A 16,200-nucleotide genomic window follows, 5' to 3' on the forward strand; every position below is an offset into this window, starting at 1 on the left:
GCCGTCGCTGAACAAGCGCGAGAAGCTCTCGGCCGTGACGGCCATCGCCTGTCCGATCTCGCAACCGTGTGGGTGATGGAGTCCGCAGGAGGCCTTCGGGCTTCCCCGCGCTGCCGCCGGCTATTCGAGCGATGAGCGCTTCAGGCGGCTGACGCAACATATCAAGTAGGGCGCCGACGCGCCTTCCTTCCCCCCTTGTGGGGGAAGGTGGATCGGCGCGCAGCGCCGAGACGGATGAGGGGTGCTCCAGCGGAGTGAGGCGGTAAAAGTTCTGCTTGCTTCAGGGCACTACCGTTGACGTATCGCCAAGCTGGAACACCCCTCATCCGTCTTGCCGCTTCGCGGCAATCCACCTTCCCCCACAAGGGGGGAAGGGAAGAACGCGCTTCACCGCCCGCGCCGTCGAGCGCTCTCCCAAGATCAATCCAACACGACGGTACGAAACCGTACCAAGTTCCCGGCTCGGTTGCTCGTGCAATATCGGACCGGTACACAAATCGGGCGGCGGACCTGAACAAGGTCGCTGGGTGGCCGGCGCGGGGCTCAGGCAATTGTCACAACGGCATCGCGCCGGCCATTTCCCCAATCGGTGACTGGGCCAAATGTAGTCGGCAAAGTCCGGGCGGCACCCCTTCGACAGCTCCCCCGATGTTCACGCGAGATCCGCAGCTCCAGCAACATTTTCGCTGTGATCGCGCCGTTTTCGGCGCAGCGATATGGCGGCTGGCGCCGCCATCGCAACAGCGGCAATCAGGCGGCCCGGGCGCCAGCAGGCGCGAACTGGAATGGTCTTCGATGCTAAGACTCGATCCACACCTTTTCGAAATGCTGTTCCAGCGCCTGGTGCTGTTCGCAGCCTTCGACGCCCTTGCGGTAGGTGCGGTAGACCGAGCGCCAGTAGGGTTGGATGATGATGCCTGAATCGCGCAAATTCTTCTCGATGCCGGCCATGATCTCCTTGCGCGCCTTGGCGTCCGGAGTGGCCAGCGCCTTGTCGAGCAGCTCGTCGAACTCCTTGTCGGCATAGGCGCTTTCGTTCCAGGCGGCGCCCGACTTGTAGGCGAGCGCCAGCACCTGGACGCCGAGCGGGCGGCCGAGCCATTCGGTGCAGGAAAAGGGATATTTGCTCCAGTCGTTCCAGAAGGTGGCGGCTGGCAGCACGGTGCGCTTTATCTTCAGCCCGGCCTCGCGCATCTGCGCGGCGATCGCGTCGCCGGTGCTCTTTTGCCATTCGACGTCGACCGAGATGAGGTCGTATTCATGGTCCGCCTTGCCGGAGTCCGCCAGCAGCTTCTTGGCCGCCTCCACGTCGCGCTTGGCGGGGCCGATATCGGCATATTCGGGGTGCATGGGGCCGACATGGTGGTTGTCGGCGGGTTTGCCGCGCCCGTCGAGGCCGAGCTTCAGCACGGCGGAATTGTCGACGGCGAGCTGGGCGGCGCGGCGCAGCTTGACGTCCTCATAGGGCGCGTTCCCGACATTGAAGCGGGCGACAATGGTGGAGCCGGTGGCGATCTCGGAATTCTTGAGCCCCATCTGGTCGGTCTGCGAGACGGCGTCGGAGGCGGTTTCGTGGTCGGTGTCGATCTCGCCGGATTCGAACGCCGACAGCATGGCGTTGGGGTCGGAGCCGTAGTCGACCCATTTGATGCCGTCGAGCCAGAATTCGCCCTTCCACCAGGGCTTGTCCTTGCGCTTCACCTCGGCGCCGGTCTCGGCATCCCAGCTCACCAGCTCGCAGGGGCCGGTGGTGATGGCCAGCGCCTTCATCGGATCGCCGTCGCCATCATAGGAGCGGTGCATGATCAGCGCCGGATAGTCGGCCATGCCGGCGATCAGCGAAATGTCTGATTTGGGCAGGTTGAGCTTGATGGTGAAGTCGTCGACCTTCTCGATGCCGCCATCGACCACCTTCTTGGTGTCGGCATTGACCAGCGCGCCCATGCGCGCGGCGACCGAATTGCCGGCGACACCGGCCTCGCACCAGCGGGTGAGGTTGTGGACGACATCGTCGGCGTTGAAGGCGTCGCCGTTCGACCAGGTGACGCCCTTGCGCACATGCAGCGTCAGCGTCCTGGCATCGTCGCTCATCTCCCACTTTTCGAGCAGCCAGGGCTCGAACGAGAAATCGGTGTTCCAGCGCACCAGATATTCGTTGCAGTGGCGGGCGACATTCGACATTTCCACGCCGTCGAAGGTGCGCGGGTCCTTGAAACCCTTGACGTTCATGGCGACACGCAAGGTGCCGCCCTTCTTCGGCTCGGCCGCACGGACTGGGCTGGCGGTGAGACCGCCGAGCGCCAGCGCACCGGCGGCGCTGACGCCGAGGCCGGCCATCAGTGCAAAATATTCGCGGCGGTTGATGCCGCCCTTCCTGAAATCGTCGGCGACGGGCCCGGCTTGCGGATGCAGCTTGCGGTCGGTCAGCATGAATTTCATCGTCGTTCCCCTGTTGTTGAGCGTTCCGGTCGGTCGCCAACGCGGGGGCCGCGACCGCCGGGGCGCCATTTGCTGGGGGAATGATAGGGCTGGGTGACGCTAGGGAGTGTTCTGGAATCCGCAGGAGTTATGCGGTGCTCCGCAGGGGGTGTCCGACGTCGAGTTCTACGGCGCCCCCCTCTGTCCTGCCGGACATCTCCCCCTCAAGGGGGGAGATCGGATGTCGTTTCTGGTTTCGCCAATCTCCAACGTTGCAGAAATGAGCGTCGCGCCGGAGCTGCCAATCTCCCCCCTTGAGGGGGAGATGTCCGGCAGGACAGAGGGGGGCGCTGGCCCGCCAGCATAGCAACATAGAGGCGCGCAACAAAAAACCCGGCGCGAAGCCGGGTTTTTCAAAACGTCCGTTCAGGTTGAAATCAGCTGACCTGGGTCTTCGAAGCGGCGGCCTGGTCTTCGGCCATCTTCTGCTGGAACATCTGCGCGAAATCGATCGGGTCGAGCATCAGCGGCGGGAAGCCGCCATTGCGGGTCGCCTCGGCGATGATCTGGCGGGCGAAGGGGAACAGCAGGCGCGGGCATTCGATGAACAGGATCGGCAGCATGTGCTCCTGCGGGAAGCCCGAAATGGCGAAGACGCCGCCATAGACCAGCTCGACGTTGAACAGCACTTCCTGATCGAAGGAGGCCTTGGCGTTCAGCGTCAAATTGACGTCGAACTGCTTGTCGGAGAGCGGATTGGCGTTGACGTTGACATTGATGGCGATGCCGGGCGCCTTGTCGCGGCCGCGCAGCGAATTGGGCGCGCCGGGGCTTTCGAAGGACAGGTCCTTCACATATTGGGCCAGGACGTTGAGCGACGGCTGCTGCGCCGCGTTGCCGTTTCCGTTGGCCGCGCCGACCGGCGCGTCATCATTGCTGGCCATGAGCCTTTTCCTTTTGCCTGGGCAGCGTTGCTGACCGAATTGAAATCGGGCGTTCGCTACCATGGTCGGCATGACAAGACAAGGTTTGCCGCCTTCGGGTGCGGGGCGATTGCAGTTGGCTTCGGTTGGCTTCGGTTTTGCGTTGGAGAATCGTTCTGAGAGGTCAGCGCTGCCCCTCATCTGGCTGCTGGCTGCCGCCATCTTCTCCCGTGAACGGGGAGACGCTGGACCGCCGATTTCGCCAATTGTCGGCGGCGTTGAGGTTAGCTTCTTTCGCCCCGTTTACGGGGAGAAATGCCCGGCAGGGCAATGAGGGGCAGCGCTAACGTTCGGGACAGGCAGGAACAGCGCCCTAATCATCCTTCAGCCGCCGCCAGGGCGAATTGTGATCCGGGCCGCGCTTCAAATCGTCCTCGCGCGAATAGTCGCCGTCGTCGAGGTCGATGACCTTGTCGCGCTGGCGTCCGCGAAAGCCGCCGGCCGAAAAATTGGTGGCGACGACGATGCGGCCCTTGAGCCGGCTCCAGGCAAGGTCGCGCACCGGCGGCAGGAACAAGAGCAGGCCGATGATGTCGGTGATGAAACCCGGGATGATCAGGAGGATCGCCGCGACCACGATCATGGCGCCGTGGGCGAGCTGGCGGCTGGGATCATGGCCGTCGTTCATCTCGGTGCGGATGCGCGACATGACCCCAAAACCCTGGTGCCGCAGCAAAAGCACGCCGGCGAGGCTCGAGGCAAGCACCAGGCCGACCGTCGCCAGCGCGCCGATCTCACGGCCGACGACGACGAAACCGGCGATTTCCAGCAGCGGAAGTGCGAGGAGAAAGAAGGGAAGCAGCGAAATGCGCAAGTCTTTACCGACCATTCGATTGTTTTGTCCCCTCGGCGACCAATCGCCGCTGGCACTAGGGCTGTTAGATAGGTATGCCTGCCTTTGATTTGAATGATTGCGCCTTGCGTTCTATATGCTTTGGATAATGAACGCTATGCGACCGTCGGCTCCGGGCCGGGCGGTCCGGCCACGAGGCAGGGATTGATTGGCGGAAGACATGGGATTCTTCGACTTCGGCACGATTTTCTTCCTGATCGCGGCGGTGGTGATCTTCTTCCAGCTGCGCAATGTGCTGGGGCGTCGGACCGGTAGCGAGCGGCCGCCTTTCGATCCCTATACCGCGGCGCGCACCGGCGACAAGGACGCCGCCCAGAAGCCCGAGAATGTCGTGTCGCTGCCGCGCAAGCGGCTGCCGGGCGAGCCGGCCGCACCCGACGCCTATGCTGCGATCGATGCCTTCGCCAAGCCGGACACCGACCTCAACAAGGGCCTGCGCACGATCAAGGACAATGATCCGTCCTTCGATCCCAAGGGTTTCGTCGACGGCGCCAAGATGGCCTATGAGATGATCGTCATGGCCTATGCCGATGGCGACCGCAAAACGCTGAAGAACCTTCTGTCGCGCGAGGTTTTCGACGGCTTCGTCGCCGCGATCGGCGAGCGCGAGGCCAAGTCGGAGAAGATCCAGTCGTCCTTCGTCGGCATCGACAAGGCCGATATCGTGTCGGCCGAGATGAAGGGCGGCGAAGCGCATGTCACGCTGCGCATCATCAGCGAGCTGATCTCGGCGACGCGCGACAAGGCCGGCACCGTCATCGACGGCGATCCCGAAACCGTGGCCGAGGTCAAGGACGTCTGGACCTTCGCCCGCGACACGCGCTCGCGCGATCCGAACTGGAAGCTCGTCGCCACCGAAGAAGAAGACTGAGCCCTAACAACGGCGGGCTCCGGTGTCGCTATCGCCTCTCTTTTCGGCAAAGTCTTTCGATGATCTCCCCGGCTGGGGCGACGACGACCATCTGCCGGCGTTCGAGGCCTTTCGCCGTTCCGCCTACCACGTCCTGGCCAAGCCTTACCGCAGCGGTGCGCTCGGCGTCGATTTCGGCGCTTTCGCGGAGGCCTATGCCGAGGCGCGCGGCGCCTCTTCGCCGAGCGGGGCGCAGGCCCGCGCGTTCTTCGCCCGCACGTTCTTCGAACGCCATTTCGTCCCCATGCTGGTGCGGGCCGAGACCGGCCTCGTCACCGGCTTCTACGAGCCGCAGGTCGAGGCATCGCCGGTGCGCACGCAGCATTTTTCCGTGCCGCTCATGTCGCGGCCGGCCGATCTCGTCGATGTCGACGACGCCAAACGGCCTGACGGCATGGACCCATATCTCGCCTTCGCGCGGCGGACGGCGGTCGGGCTGGCTGAATATTTCGACCGTGGCGCCATCGAGCGCGGTGCACTCGCCGGACAAGGGCTGGAGATCGCTTGGCTCGCCGACAAGGTCGATGCCTTCTTCGTCCATGTGCAAGGGGCGGCGCGGCTCGCCATGACCGACGGCCGGCTTTGCCGCGTCACCTACGCGGCCAAATCCGGCCAGCGTTTCACCGGGCCCGGCAAGATCCTGAGCGAGCTGGGCGAAATCCCGCTCGCCGAGGTGACGATGCAGTCGATCCGCGCCTGGTTCAAGGCGCATCCGGACCGCGTCGACGAGATCCTGTGGCAGAACCGCTCCTATATCTTCTTTCGCGAGGCGGCGGTGGATGACTCTAGCCTTGGCCCGATCGCCGCCGCCAAGGTGCCGCTGACACCGGGCCGCTCGATCGCCGTCGACCGGCTGCTGCATACGTTCGGCACGCCCTTCTACATCGACGCGCCGACACTCACCGCCTTCGACAAAAGACCGTTCCGGCGGCTGATGATCGCGCAGGACACCGGCTCGGCCATCACCGGGCCAGCGCGCGGCGATCTGTTCGCCGGTTCGGGCGATGCCGCCGGCGAGATCGCCGGCGTGGTGCGCAACGCCGCCGACTTCTTTGCGCTGGTGCCGCGCCCGCTGGTCGAGGGCGCGCGATGAGCAAGCGTCCGGATAAACCAAATAGGGATAGACTGAGCGAGGACGACCGGGTGCTGTGGAACCTGGTGGCACGCTCCGCCAAGCCGCTGAAGGGCAGAACCGCCGTCGACATTCCAGACATTGCGCTTGAAGCCAAGCCGACGCCGTCGCAACCGGCCCAGCCCGCCGCCAATGCCGCCGGTTCCGCAAAGCCGAAGGCACAGCATGTCACGCACCGCCTCGACGACCCGACGCTGGACAAATTGTCGAAAGGCCGGCTGCCGATCGAGGGCCGCGTCGACCTGCATGGGATGACGCAGGACGAGGCCTATTCGCTGCTGTTTTCGTTCCTGCACCGGGCGCATGCCGGCGGCATCCGCTATGTGCTGGTCATCACCGGCAAGGGGTCGTCCTCAGGCGGCGACGGCGTGCTGCGGCGCGCGGTACCGGCCTGGCTGTCGACGCCGGCATTCCGGCCGCTGGTCTCCAGCCACGATCATGCGGCCCGCAACCATGGCGGTTCGGGCGCGCTCTATATCAGGCTGCGGCGGGTGCGCTCGTGAGGCCCGAAGCCACGAGGCCTGGCGCATGACCCCGTTCGGCGAGAAGCTGCGGGCGCTCCGAAGCGAGCGCGGCGTCAGCCAGAAGGACATGGCGGCCGCGATCGGCGTCAGTGCGGCCTATCTGTCGGCGCTCGAGCACGGCCGGCGCGGCGCGCCGACCTGGACGCTGATCCAGAAGATCATCGGCTATTTCAACATCATCTGGGACGATGCCGAGGAGCTGGCGCGGCTGGCCGAGGCCTCGCATCCGCGTGTCAGGCTCGACACGTCGGGCCTGAGCCCGGCCGCCACCGAACTCGCCAACCTTTTGGCCGAGAACATCGAAAAGCTCGACGAGACAGAGCTGCGCAACATCACCGCATCGATCCGAACGGCGCTCGGCCGGCGACCGTAGCGGGTTTTGCAGGGATTCCGAGGCGGCTGTGGATCCGCCTCAACACAAAACAGCGCCCGCCGACAACAGCCGGCGGGCGCTGTAGCGAGATCAATTCTTGCCGGCAGTGCTGCCGCCGCCATTGCCGCCCCTGCCGCCATTGCCTTGATGGTCACGCCCACCATTGCCGCCGCCCAGGCATTCCGATGTGCCGGCGCCGCAACAGCGGCCGGCCCAAACGTCGTTGGTCTTCGTGTTGGCACAGCTGACGGTCTGGTCGGCCAGAGCGGATCCGGCCAGGCCCGACAGCGCGACGGTGGCGAGAAGGGTGTTACGCAGAAAAGCAGTCATTTGAAGTCTCCATGGTTGGTTTCGGTTCACGGCTGTGTGTCGCCGGCCGGACCGAAATGGTTCATGGAGGTGCGGAGGATTTTTTGTAACGGCTCGAGAAGCCTCACCGCTTTCGTCATCCACGGGCGGAGCGGGAGCGAAGCGGACGCGCAGACCCGGGGATGACGAAGCAACGCGTGCAACCACCCAGGAGGACCGCGAAACCTACTGCACCGACCCGACCAGGACCTGCTGGCCACCGCGGATCGAGACCCAGCGGCCGGTGTTGTCGATCGCCTGCCGCTTGAGGAAGCGATAGCCGGTCTGGTCCCATGGCCTGACCTTGTCGGTCAGATTGTCGAGCACATAGTCGCCGCCGTCGGTGCGCACCGTCAGCACGGCGTGCCCTTCGCCGTCGGGCTTGCGCACCACGGTCATCAGGAGGTTGGCCAGCGAGACGCCCATGCGGGAGAGCTGGCGGCGCTTTTCCAAGACATAGTCCTCGCAATCGCCGACGCCCTTGTCGGGATAGGCCCAGACCTCGTCCTTGCCGTAGATGTCCATGTCGCTCATCGGCTTGACGGCGGCGTTGACCCTGGAGGTGACACTGACCAGCTTGCGCATCAAGCCGTCGGTCAAGGCGGCGGCCGCCAGCCTGGGCGGACGGATCGAGCATTCGCCGGGATACAGCCTGCAGAAATCGTAGTGGCCGATCGGCTGCGAGGTAAGGCCCCCCGTCGCCATTGCTCCGGCCGCCAAAGCCGGCGCCACCCAGCCTCCCGTTACTGCCAGCCCGGCTGCTGCCACGCACGCGCGCAGCCTTCGCGCCATCGTTGAGGAATTCATTGTCCCCGCTCACCCTGTTGTTAACGAAAAGTTAAGGGCGATTTACAGTCCGTGTCAATTACGACGACAGTCTGATTTGCAGCATGGTTACCCGCGGGGAGGAACAGCGTCTATTGTGCAACAGAACCGGGCTTGTGGCCGGCTTTTGCGCCTATTGGTCCGGCTTCCGGCGGCCGCTGCCGCGTTTTTTCGTCTTTTGAAGCATTGCGGAGGCAAAACCGGTCAACGGTCTTGCCGCGATTGCCTATCGCTTGGCGGTGCGGACCAGCTTCGGCTTGACCGCGACCCGGGTCTGGCGGCCATAGCTGGTGATGAAATCGACGATGCGCGGCACGATCTCGGAGCGGAAGCGCGAGCCGTTGAAGACGCCGTAATGGCCGACCGCCGGCTGCATGTAGTGCGCCTTCCTGTCGGCCGGGATGTTGACGCACAGATCCTGCGCCGCCTTGGTCTGGCCGAGGCCCGATATGTCGTCGTTCTCGCCCTCGACGGTGAACAAAGCGACGTTGCGGATGACGGACGGATCGATCCTCGTGCCGCGATGCGTCATCTCGCCCTTGGGCAAGGCATGGCGCACGAAGACGGTGTCGACGGTCTGCAGGTAGAATTCCGCCGTCAGGTCCATCACCGCCAGATATTCGTCGTAGAAATCGCGGTGCTTCTCGGCATTGTCGCCGTCATGCTTCACGAGGTGCATGAAGAAGTCCTTGTGGGCGATGATGTGGCGGTCGAGGTTCATGCTCATGAAGCCGGAGAGCTGCAGGAAGCCCGGATAGACCTCGCGGCCGAAGCCGGGCACCGGCCAGGGCGCTTGCATGACGACATTGTCGCGGAACCAGTCGATGCCCTTTTCCTCCGCCAGCAGGTTGACCGCGGTCGGGTTGCGGCGGGTGTCGATCGGGCCGCCCATCAGGGTCATGGTCGAGGGCACGAAAGGATCGCCCTTGGCTTCCATCAGCGCCACCGCGGCCAGAACCGGCACGGAAGGCTGGCATACAGCCATCACATGGGTGTCCGGACCCAGCGTGTGCAGCATGTCTATGACATAGTCGATATAATCGTCGAGATCGAAGCTGCCGTCGGCCAGCGGCACCATGCGGGCATCGACCCAGTCGGTGATGTGGACATCGGCGTAGGGCAGCATGGCTTCGACCGTGCCGCGCAGCAGCGTCGCGTAGTGGCCCGACATCGGCGCCACGATCAGAAGCTTCGGATCCGGCCGGCGACCGGCAGGAACCGCGCGCTCGAAGCGGACGAGATTGCAGAACGGCTTCGACCAGACGGTCTTTTCAGCGACCGCGACGCTTTTCCAGTCGACCACGGTCTTGTCGAGGCCGAAGACCGGCTTGCCGTAGCGGCGCGTGGTGCGCTCGAACAGTTCGGCGGTCGCCGCGATGGAACGGCCCCAGGGCGTGTGCGAAAACGGATTGAGCGGGTTGGAGTAGAACAGCCGCACCGCGTCGGCGTAAAGACGCGCGGGTTGCAGGACGGCGTGGTTCATTTCATAGAGCTGGTAGAACATCGAGAACCTCGCTGCTGCCGCGACCGAAGGGACGACGAGCAGCGCCGAGCCTAAATGTCTCGCGGCGAAGTTAACAACTAATTGCTGCGATGCAATACGTCACGTGGCGTGATCTATGCTCTTCTTTCGTCCAAGGCTTGGGAATCCGCCCTGAACGGGGCGAGCCGGCTCAGTGTGCGGCTGCGAAGGCGGGGGGCTTGCTGGGCCCGGCCCGTGCCGGACCCGGATATCTCAAACGCGCGCCATGCAGACGGCGGTGTGGCCGGAGCCGATGAAGCCGAGCTGGCCGGCCGCGCCCTTCGACAGGTCGAGCACGCGTCCCTTGATGAACGGGCCGCGATCGTTGATGCGCACGACGACGCTGCGGCCGTTGTTCTTGTTGGTCACCCGCAGCTTGGTGCCGAAAGGCAGGGTGCGGTGGGCCGCGGTCAGCGCCGATGGGTTCATGCGCTCGCCCGATGCGGTCCTGGAGTGCAGGGCATACCACGAGGCACGGCCACACTGAGCGGCAGCGGTTGCCGAGGTTGCGGAAGCGCCGACCATCAGGCCAGCAGCGATCGCTACCGCGACAAGCGCGGTCTGTTTTGTGTTCTTCATATTTCGGGGAAGGCTCCGTTTTTGACAGACCCCAGCCGTTAGGTGCGAAATAAGGCAGGAAATGCGGCAGTCATCTGGCGGTTCCATGGCAAGAGCACACGTTTGGAGTCGCCAGGTAACAGTCTGTCAGGGATTTCTTGGCGAGATTTGATCGATTCGCGATGATCTTTTCGCCGATATCCGAGATGCGTTTGACAAGATCCGGGATTAATCTCCAAGTAGAAACCACCGGGATTGAGCCACTTCCTTTGGCTCTTTCATCGCGGTCGCGGCACCGCAATCGATCGACTGGGAAAGCGAGACCCGTCAATGAGACTGACCAGAAATCTGCTGGCCAAAAATCTGCTGGCCTTGATTGTACTGGCCATCGGCGCGCTGTGGTCGCTGCAAGGCATGGGGTTGGTCGGCGGCAGTTTCATGACCGGCCAGTCGCAATGGCTCTATATCGGCGTCGCCGCCATGCTGGTCGGCATCGCCGGCCTGGTATGGGCGAACCGGCGGGGGTGAGTTGCGGCAGACTGCGTTGCAGAACGAGTGTGGGCGCCCCCCTCTGTCCTGCCGGACATCTCCCCCACAAGGGGGGAGATCGGCTGTCATGCCCACTTTCACCAATCTTCAGCGTTGAAAGGCAGCTTGGCCGAAACTGCCAATCTCCCCACTAGAGGGGGAGATGCCCGGCAGGGCAGAGGGGGGCGCGACGGAACGCGACGCCCGTCATCATCGCTGCGTTGGTGTGTTCCCCCTCACTGCGACCAATACTGCCAGGCCCAGTAGAAACTTTCGTCGCGTGGCGGCAGGCGGTCGCGCCCGGGCTGGAGCCGGACGGGTGCGGGCGAGCGGGGGGCGTCACGCCTGGCCTCCTCGTCATTGGACGCAAGGCCCAGCAGCCAATTGCCGAAATGGGCGAACAGCACGGCGGTGGAATGGGTCATCGTCGTTCTCCTTTCGCTTTTCATTCGCGTCCCGCCCACGGGACGAACACGCGCTCGATCCTGCGGATGGTGAATTCGAGCACGAAGGCGATGGCCGCGATCACCAATATGCCCATCACCACGACGTCGGTGACCAGGAACTGGGCGGCCGACTGGATCATGAAGCCAAGCCCGCGCGTCGCCGCCACCAGTTCGGCAGCGACCAGCGTCGACCAGCCGGCGCCGAGCGCGATGCGCAGGCCGGTCAGGATCGAGGGCAGCGCGCTGGGCAGGATGACGTGGCGGACCACTTGCGCATGCGTGGCACCCAACGAGCGCGCAGCGTTGATGCGCTCCTGCGAGACGCCGCGAACGCCGGAGGCGGTCGACAATGCAACCGGCGCCAGCATGGCGATGGTGATCACCAGGATCTTCGACGGCTCGCCGATGCCGAACCAGATGATGACCAGCGGCAAGTAGGCGAGCGGCGGAATTGGCCGCAGGAATTCCAGCAGCGGATCGAAGATGCCGCGTCCGACCGTGCTGATGCCAATGGCGAGGCCAACCGGCACGCCGACGAGGATGGCCGCGATCAGCGCGGCAAACACCCGGCCAAGGCTGGCGACGGCATGCTGCAGCAACGTCGCGTCGACGAAGCCGTCTCGGATAACGACGATGAACTTGTTCCATACGGCGAGCGGCGAGGGCAGGAACACCGGCGACACCAGCTGCAGCCGGGCCGACAGCGCCCATAGAGCCAGCACCGCCAGGATGGTGACCGCGCTGACGATGCGGGCCGAGACGCCCGTCCGCTTCGGGCTCGGCCTGGACCACGGCACCGACAGGCCGTCGGCCTCGTCGATGCGGGAGCCGGGCCGCTCGCTGTAGGAGGAAATGGTCATGCCGTCTCTCCTTCGAAGACGGCGTCGGTCAGTTCGCCGCGCGCCTCGGCAAAGGCCGGATCGGCCTTGATGGCGCGGATGGCCTCGCCCGACGCGTAGCGCCTGGAGAAGCCGGGCTCGAAGGTCCGCACCACGCGGCCCGGTCCAGGCGCCAGCACGACGATGCGAGTGGCGAGCACCAGTGCCTCCTCGATGCCGTGCGTCACCATCAGCACGCCGACAGCGCTTGCCGTCCAGAGATCGAGCAGCGTCGTCTGCATGCGTTCGCGCGTCAGCGCATCGAGCGCGCCGAGCGGCTCGTCGAGCAGCAGGAATTCGGGTTCGGCGGCGAGCGCCCGGGCGAGGCCGACACGCTGGCGCATGCCGCCGGAAAGCTCCCAGATGCGCTTGTCGCCGGCACCGTCGAGCTTCACCAGCGCCAGAAGCTCATCGGCGCGCCGTGCCCGCTCCGCCGGCTGCACGCCACGCAGCCTGAGGGCGAAGGCGACATTCTCGCGCGGGGTCAGCCACGGGAACAGCGCATCGTTCTGGAAGACCACCGCCCGGTCCGAACCGGGTGCCGTGATCGGACGGCCAGCGATCGTGGCCGTGCCGCGCGCCGGCGCGACCAGGCCGGCCGCGACATTCAGCAGCGAGGTCTTGCCGCAGCCGGAACGGCCGACGAGGACGACGAAGTCGCCCTTGGCGACGTCGATCGACACCCGCTCCACGGCCGGTGCCGGCTGGCCGTCATAGTGGACCGAGACCTTGTCCAGTACGAGATGGGGGTCGAGCACGAGATGCGGCATGGTGCCTCGCCGATTTGAAGGAAATCCGCCTGCCCCGAAATCCATTTCATCAGCGGTTTCGGGGCAGGCAACACGCAGCGTCGGGAAGAAGCGCGCGTGTCTGGTTGAGCGCTAGAGCAGTTCCAGGAAAAGTGTGAAGCGGTTTTCCGTCCGGAATTGCGTCAAAACAAAGAGTTAGAGCAGTTCACCGTTTCCGTTAAACGGTGGGCTGCTCTAGTTCGAGGCCTGCGCCTCGGTGACGTATTTCGATGTCACGTATTTCGAATAGTCGGGCAGCACGGCGTCGACCTTGCCTTGCTCCTTGAGGAAGGCGGACGCCGCCGCGATCGCCTTGACGGTGCCGCCGCCGAGGAATTTGTCGGAGGCCTGCTCTTCCAAAGTCGGGAAGACATAGCCCTTCAACAGCTCCGGCACTTCTTCCAGCTTGGCGCCGGTGAGCTTGGCGATCTTTTCGGCCTGCGGCGACGACGCCGACCAGGTGTCCGGCTTGGCGAGGTACTCGGCATAGGAAGCGCCGGTCACCTTGACGAAGTCGCGCACCGCTTCCGGGTTCTTCTCGGCGAAGTCGGTGCGCACGATCCAGGCGTCGAAGGTCGGCGCGCCCCAGGCGGCGACCTGCGCTTCGGATTGCCCGATCAGGCCGACGACGAAGATGGTCTGGATCGGCAGTTCGCGGCTGGCCGCCGCCGCCAGCGGGCTCGAACCGACATAGCCGATATCGACCGAACCGGAAGCGACCGCGGCGATGACATCGGCGCCGGAATCGAACTTGCGCCAGTCTATTGCCGCCTTGGTCGCCTTTTCATAGGCGCCGTCGGCCTGCGGCACCTTGGAGGGCTCGACCACCGTCTGGTAGCCGATGGTGATCTTGAGATCCTGCGCCATGGCCGGACCGAGGAAGGCGGCGCCGGCAAGGACCGCCGACGACAGGAGAAGGATGCGTCGCGAAATGGTGGACATCAAAGGGCTCCATGAAACACGAGAAAACGGATTGCCCCATGATAGTCAGCTAATTCTATCGTTCTTGTAGAGTTAAATCCTTCCAACGAAGGCGGACTTGTTGGAAAAAAGCTATCGGTGGCGCGGTGCCGAAGCGGAAAGGGAGGCTGTGGCGCGCCCGTCGTCACATCGCGGCGCTGCCTCGGGCAGCGAAATCATCGAACTTGAGCCGCCGCTGTCCACCGAACGGTGGACGACGCGAAATCCCTTTTGTGGTGGCCTACCGCCAATGGCGGAACGTTGGTTTCCCGCCTGGCAGCGCTAGCGGAAGTCATTGAACTTCAGTTAGCTGGACGTGGTGTCCGTAAAGAAAAAGGGTAGATGATGCCGATAGAAAATTTGTTAGCTGAATTTGCGCCCGATGGAAACGGAGGTTTAGTCGTAATATGCGAGCAGCCCGGCGGAGGATGTATAGTAATACATCGTGTAGCTTCTGCTAGGGAAAATGTCGACTATTTCGTTTCCCCAGACAAGAATGGCGCATTGTTTGCAGCAGATCTGGCTCAATTAACAGAGAGCATCAACGATCTATTTCGAAAGACGCAGCAAGCGAGATCAGATAGGAACGCGAAGTTGGGAATACTATACACGCCAAGAGGCTGGATGCCGGTCTGGAAATATGAAAACTCGGATCACGCCCCACATCATAGGATAGAGCATAGATTTTCCTACGATTCACTAAGCAATGAGGAAAAAGAAAAGCTCTTTTGGCTTGGGGAGCCTGAGTAACTACAGTGCGCTCTTGCAACGCTCTGCCCCCTATGTTGAGGGCGAGCGGCACGCGACCCATCACGCGCCGCCACTTACGTCTGTGAAGCGGAACTGTTTGGTCCCGCCGCACGCGCGAAGACAAAAATCTCATTGGAGATCAAAAAGGCGTCGCTGGCCAGGTGATCGAGCAGGTTGGCTTGCGGGTCGGCCTGCCTATGGAGCCACACCAGCCATGGGCGACGCGAGCGACGCGGCGAGCTGAACCAGCTCCGCCTGTCGCCGCACGCCGGTCTTCTCGAACAGCCGCAGCAGATGCGTCCTGACTGTGCTGCGCCCGATGTTGAGAACATCGGACGTCTCCTCAACCGTGCGGCCCGCCGCGATCTGCTCGAAGACGCGCGCCTCGGCCGGCGTCAGGCCGAACAGCGCCGCGACCAGCGCGGTCGGCGCGACAAAGGGCGTATCGGCCCGGGCCACGAACACTGCCGCCACAACGCTGGCATCGAACGCCCCACGCCCCGGACGCAGCGGCAGCACGTGCAGGGCTCCGGCCGAGCCATCCTTCCAGCGTATCGGAACTCCCAGTCCCTTGCGGCCGATGGCGCTTTCGTCCTGCGCCGCCTGCGATACCGCGACGGCCAGCGCGCTGGACACGGCCGACGCGCCGGCGGTGAGAACGCCGTTGCGGATGTTGAGGAGGTCGCCCCTGGCGACGAGTTCAAGTGCCGCCGGGTTGGCATGCACGACACGCATATCCGCGGTGGTGAGAAAGATCGGTGCTGTCAGCGTGTCGAGCACCGTCTCGAAGGTCGACCGGGCGATCGCCGCGATGTCCAGCAGCCGGTTGATCGTCGCGGCGCGCTGCAGATGCGGGATCAACAATCGGGCGGCCTCGATCTCATAGTCACCGATCGGCTCCACGCTCTCGTGACGGCCAAGGCCCAGCGACCCAAAACCACGCTCGTCGCGAGCGAGCCCCAGCCCCATGACATCGACCAACCCCCGTGGTCTGGCCCACTCCAGCGAGTAGCGGTTGGTCGTACTCGCCTCTGGATTGACGCGGCTCATCACCGCGGGCTGATCCATCGGCAGGGCCAAAAGCACCGCCAGCCCACCCCACTGGTCGGTAATGTCAACGGCGTAGTCCGCGATCCGTTCGACGTAGTCCTGCGGCATGTTGCTGGTCACGTTGAGCAGCACTTCGCCCGACGGCAACGCTTGCAGGTTGAGGGCCGCGTTCTCGAAATCGAGCGCGATGCGGATCTCTTCAATGGCGACGGACCAGCGCGGGGGATCGATCGCGGCGTCGTAGATCAGCCCTATCAGTTCGGACAACCGAGCCATCGAGAGAGGAGAACGCATTGCCACCACCCTTGCCGCACTGCAGAAAAATTGAACGCATGATCCGCGGGTCTCCAATTT

17 protein-coding genes are annotated in these 16,200 nt (G+C 64.1%); 5 read left to right on the forward strand and 12 right to left on the reverse strand.

Annotated elements, in window-relative coordinates:
- Positions 1–798: 798 nt before the first annotated feature.
- The 3 genes from LB577_RS31145 to LB577_RS31155 all read right to left on the reverse strand — a co-directional run bounded on the left by LB577_RS31145 (position 799) and on the right by LB577_RS31155 (position 4,215).
- Entirely contained in the window at positions 799–2,439 is a 1,641-nt protein-coding gene (locus LB577_RS31145; protein ID WP_224690252.1) for an ABC transporter substrate-binding protein, read from the reverse strand.
- A 416-nt stretch (positions 2,440–2,855) separates the two neighbouring features.
- A complete protein-coding gene (secB, locus tag LB577_RS31150) occupies positions 2,856–3,362 on the reverse strand; it encodes a protein-export chaperone SecB (protein ID WP_013892096.1) in 507 nt (168 codons plus the stop codon).
- A 352-nt stretch (positions 3,363–3,714) separates the two neighbouring features.
- Positions 3,715–4,215, reverse strand: a complete 501-nt coding sequence (locus LB577_RS31155) for an FxsA family protein (protein WP_031258814.1) — start codon at positions 4,213–4,215, stop codon at positions 3,715–3,717.
- Between the two features lie 199 nt (positions 4,216–4,414).
- Between LB577_RS31155 and LB577_RS31160 the strand changes: the two genes are divergently transcribed.
- The 4 genes from LB577_RS31160 to LB577_RS31175 are packed head-to-tail and all read left to right on the forward strand — an operon-like array spanning position 4,415 to position 7,193.
- The gene (locus tag LB577_RS31160) at positions 4,415–5,125 is read left to right on the forward strand and encodes a Tim44/TimA family putative adaptor protein (protein ID WP_013892098.1); all 711 of its coding nucleotides are present in this window, start codon (positions 4,415–4,417) and stop codon (positions 5,123–5,125) included.
- A 22-nt stretch (positions 5,126–5,147) separates the two neighbouring features.
- A complete protein-coding gene (locus LB577_RS31165) occupies positions 5,148–6,257 on the forward strand; it encodes a murein transglycosylase A (protein WP_224690253.1) in 1,110 nt (369 codons plus the stop codon).
- Entirely contained in the window at positions 6,254–6,799 is a 546-nt protein-coding gene (locus tag LB577_RS31170) for a Smr/MutS family protein (RefSeq protein ID WP_224690254.1), read from the forward strand. The genes LB577_RS31165 and LB577_RS31170 overlap by 4 nt, the downstream gene beginning before the upstream one ends.
- A 25-nt stretch (positions 6,800–6,824) precedes the next feature.
- Complete coding sequence (locus LB577_RS31175; protein WP_023769296.1) at positions 6,825–7,193, forward strand: helix-turn-helix domain-containing protein; 369 nt, start codon at positions 6,825–6,827, stop codon at positions 7,191–7,193.
- Positions 7,194–7,283: 90 nt separating this feature from the next.
- Here LB577_RS31175 and LB577_RS31180 read toward each other — a convergent pair whose 3' ends face one another.
- The 4 genes from LB577_RS31180 to LB577_RS31195 form a co-directional block, all read right to left on the reverse strand.
- Positions 7,284–7,523 (reverse strand): hypothetical protein, encoded by a 240-nt coding sequence (locus tag LB577_RS31180; RefSeq protein ID WP_023769297.1) that lies wholly within the window; start codon positions 7,521–7,523, stop codon positions 7,284–7,286.
- Between the two features lie 204 nt (positions 7,524–7,727).
- Positions 7,728–8,348, reverse strand: coding sequence for a transglutaminase-like cysteine peptidase (locus LB577_RS31185; RefSeq protein ID WP_224690255.1), 621 nt, complete (start codon positions 8,346–8,348; stop codon positions 7,728–7,730).
- Between the two features lie 244 nt (positions 8,349–8,592).
- Entirely contained in the window at positions 8,593–9,870 is a 1,278-nt protein-coding gene (locus LB577_RS31190; protein WP_023769299.1) for a polyhydroxyalkanoate depolymerase, read from the reverse strand.
- Between the two features lie 231 nt (positions 9,871–10,101).
- The gene (locus LB577_RS31195; RefSeq protein ID WP_224690256.1) at positions 10,102–10,467 is read right to left on the reverse strand and encodes a septal ring lytic transglycosylase RlpA family protein; all 366 of its coding nucleotides are present in this window, start codon (positions 10,465–10,467) and stop codon (positions 10,102–10,104) included.
- Positions 10,468–10,776: 309 nt separating this feature from the next.
- Between LB577_RS31195 and LB577_RS31200 the strand changes: the two genes are divergently transcribed.
- Positions 10,777–10,974 carry a hypothetical protein gene (locus LB577_RS31200; RefSeq protein WP_224690257.1) on the forward strand — a complete coding sequence of 66 codons (198 nt, stop codon included), beginning with the start codon at positions 10,777–10,779 and terminating at the stop codon, positions 10,972–10,974.
- A gap of 236 nt (positions 10,975–11,210) precedes the next feature.
- On the opposite strand, the gene LB577_RS31205 is transcribed toward LB577_RS31200, so the two are convergent.
- The 5 genes from LB577_RS31205 to LB577_RS31225 all read right to left on the reverse strand — a co-directional run bounded on the left by LB577_RS31205 (position 11,211) and on the right by LB577_RS31225 (position 16,113).
- A complete protein-coding gene (locus tag LB577_RS31205) occupies positions 11,211–11,399 on the reverse strand; it encodes a hypothetical protein (protein WP_140572301.1) in 189 nt (62 codons plus the stop codon).
- A gap of 20 nt (positions 11,400–11,419) precedes the next feature.
- Positions 11,420–12,280, reverse strand: a complete 861-nt coding sequence (locus LB577_RS31210; protein ID WP_224690258.1) for an ABC transporter permease subunit — start codon at positions 12,278–12,280, stop codon at positions 11,420–11,422.
- Positions 12,277–13,068 (reverse strand): taurine ABC transporter ATP-binding protein, encoded by a 792-nt coding sequence (locus LB577_RS31215; RefSeq protein ID WP_224690260.1) that lies wholly within the window; start codon positions 13,066–13,068, stop codon positions 12,277–12,279. The genes LB577_RS31210 and LB577_RS31215 overlap by 4 nt, the downstream gene beginning before the upstream one ends.
- 213 nt (positions 13,069–13,281) lie before the next feature.
- Positions 13,282–14,028 (reverse strand): glycine betaine ABC transporter substrate-binding protein, encoded by a 747-nt coding sequence (locus tag LB577_RS31220; protein ID WP_224690262.1) that lies wholly within the window; start codon positions 14,026–14,028, stop codon positions 13,282–13,284.
- A gap of 963 nt (positions 14,029–14,991) precedes the next feature.
- Positions 14,992–16,113 carry a helix-turn-helix transcriptional regulator gene (locus LB577_RS31225; protein WP_224690263.1) on the reverse strand — a complete coding sequence of 374 codons (1,122 nt, stop codon included), beginning with the start codon at positions 16,111–16,113 and terminating at the stop codon, positions 14,992–14,994.
- Positions 16,114–16,200 lie beyond the last annotated feature (87 nt).

This window comes from Mesorhizobium sp. B283B1A (assembly GCF_020165735.1).
Classification (GTDB): domain Bacteria; phylum Pseudomonadota; class Alphaproteobacteria; order Rhizobiales; family Rhizobiaceae; genus Mesorhizobium; species Mesorhizobium opportunistum.

Coding starts and splice junctions, on each gene's coding strand:
- LB577_RS31145 (WP_224690252.1), bottom strand. CDS start 2,439: ATGAAATTCATGCTGACCGACCGCAAGCTGCATCCGCAAGCCGGGCCC.
- secB (WP_013892096.1), bottom strand. CDS start 3,362: ATGGCCAGCAATGATGACGCGCCGGTCGGCGCGGCCAACGGAAACGGC.
- LB577_RS31160 (WP_013892098.1), top strand. CDS start 4,415: ATGGGATTCTTCGACTTCGGCACGATTTTCTTCCTGATCGCGGCGGTG.
- LB577_RS31170 (WP_224690254.1), top strand. CDS start 6,254: ATGAGCAAGCGTCCGGATAAACCAAATAGGGATAGACTGAGCGAGGAC.
- LB577_RS31175 (WP_023769296.1), top strand. CDS start 6,825: ATGACCCCGTTCGGCGAGAAGCTGCGGGCGCTCCGAAGCGAGCGCGGC.
- LB577_RS31180 (WP_023769297.1), bottom strand. CDS start 7,523: ATGACTGCTTTTCTGCGTAACACCCTTCTCGCCACCGTCGCGCTGTCG.
- LB577_RS31185 (WP_224690255.1), bottom strand. CDS start 8,348: ATGAATTCCTCAACGATGGCGCGAAGGCTGCGCGCGTGCGTGGCAGCA.
- LB577_RS31190 (WP_023769299.1), bottom strand. CDS start 9,870: ATGTTCTACCAGCTCTATGAAATGAACCACGCCGTCCTGCAACCCGCG.
- LB577_RS31195 (WP_224690256.1), bottom strand. CDS start 10,467: ATGAAGAACACAAAACAGACCGCGCTTGTCGCGGTAGCGATCGCTGCT.
- LB577_RS31200 (WP_224690257.1), top strand. CDS start 10,777: ATGAGACTGACCAGAAATCTGCTGGCCAAAAATCTGCTGGCCTTGATT.
- LB577_RS31205 (WP_140572301.1), bottom strand. CDS start 11,399: ATGACCCATTCCACCGCCGTGCTGTTCGCCCATTTCGGCAATTGGCTG.
- LB577_RS31210 (WP_224690258.1), bottom strand. CDS start 12,280: ATGACCATTTCCTCCTACAGCGAGCGGCCCGGCTCCCGCATCGACGAG.
- LB577_RS31215 (WP_224690260.1), bottom strand. CDS start 13,068: ATGCCGCATCTCGTGCTCGACCCCCATCTCGTACTGGACAAGGTCTCG.
- LB577_RS31220 (WP_224690262.1), bottom strand. CDS start 14,028: ATGTCCACCATTTCGCGACGCATCCTTCTCCTGTCGTCGGCGGTCCTT.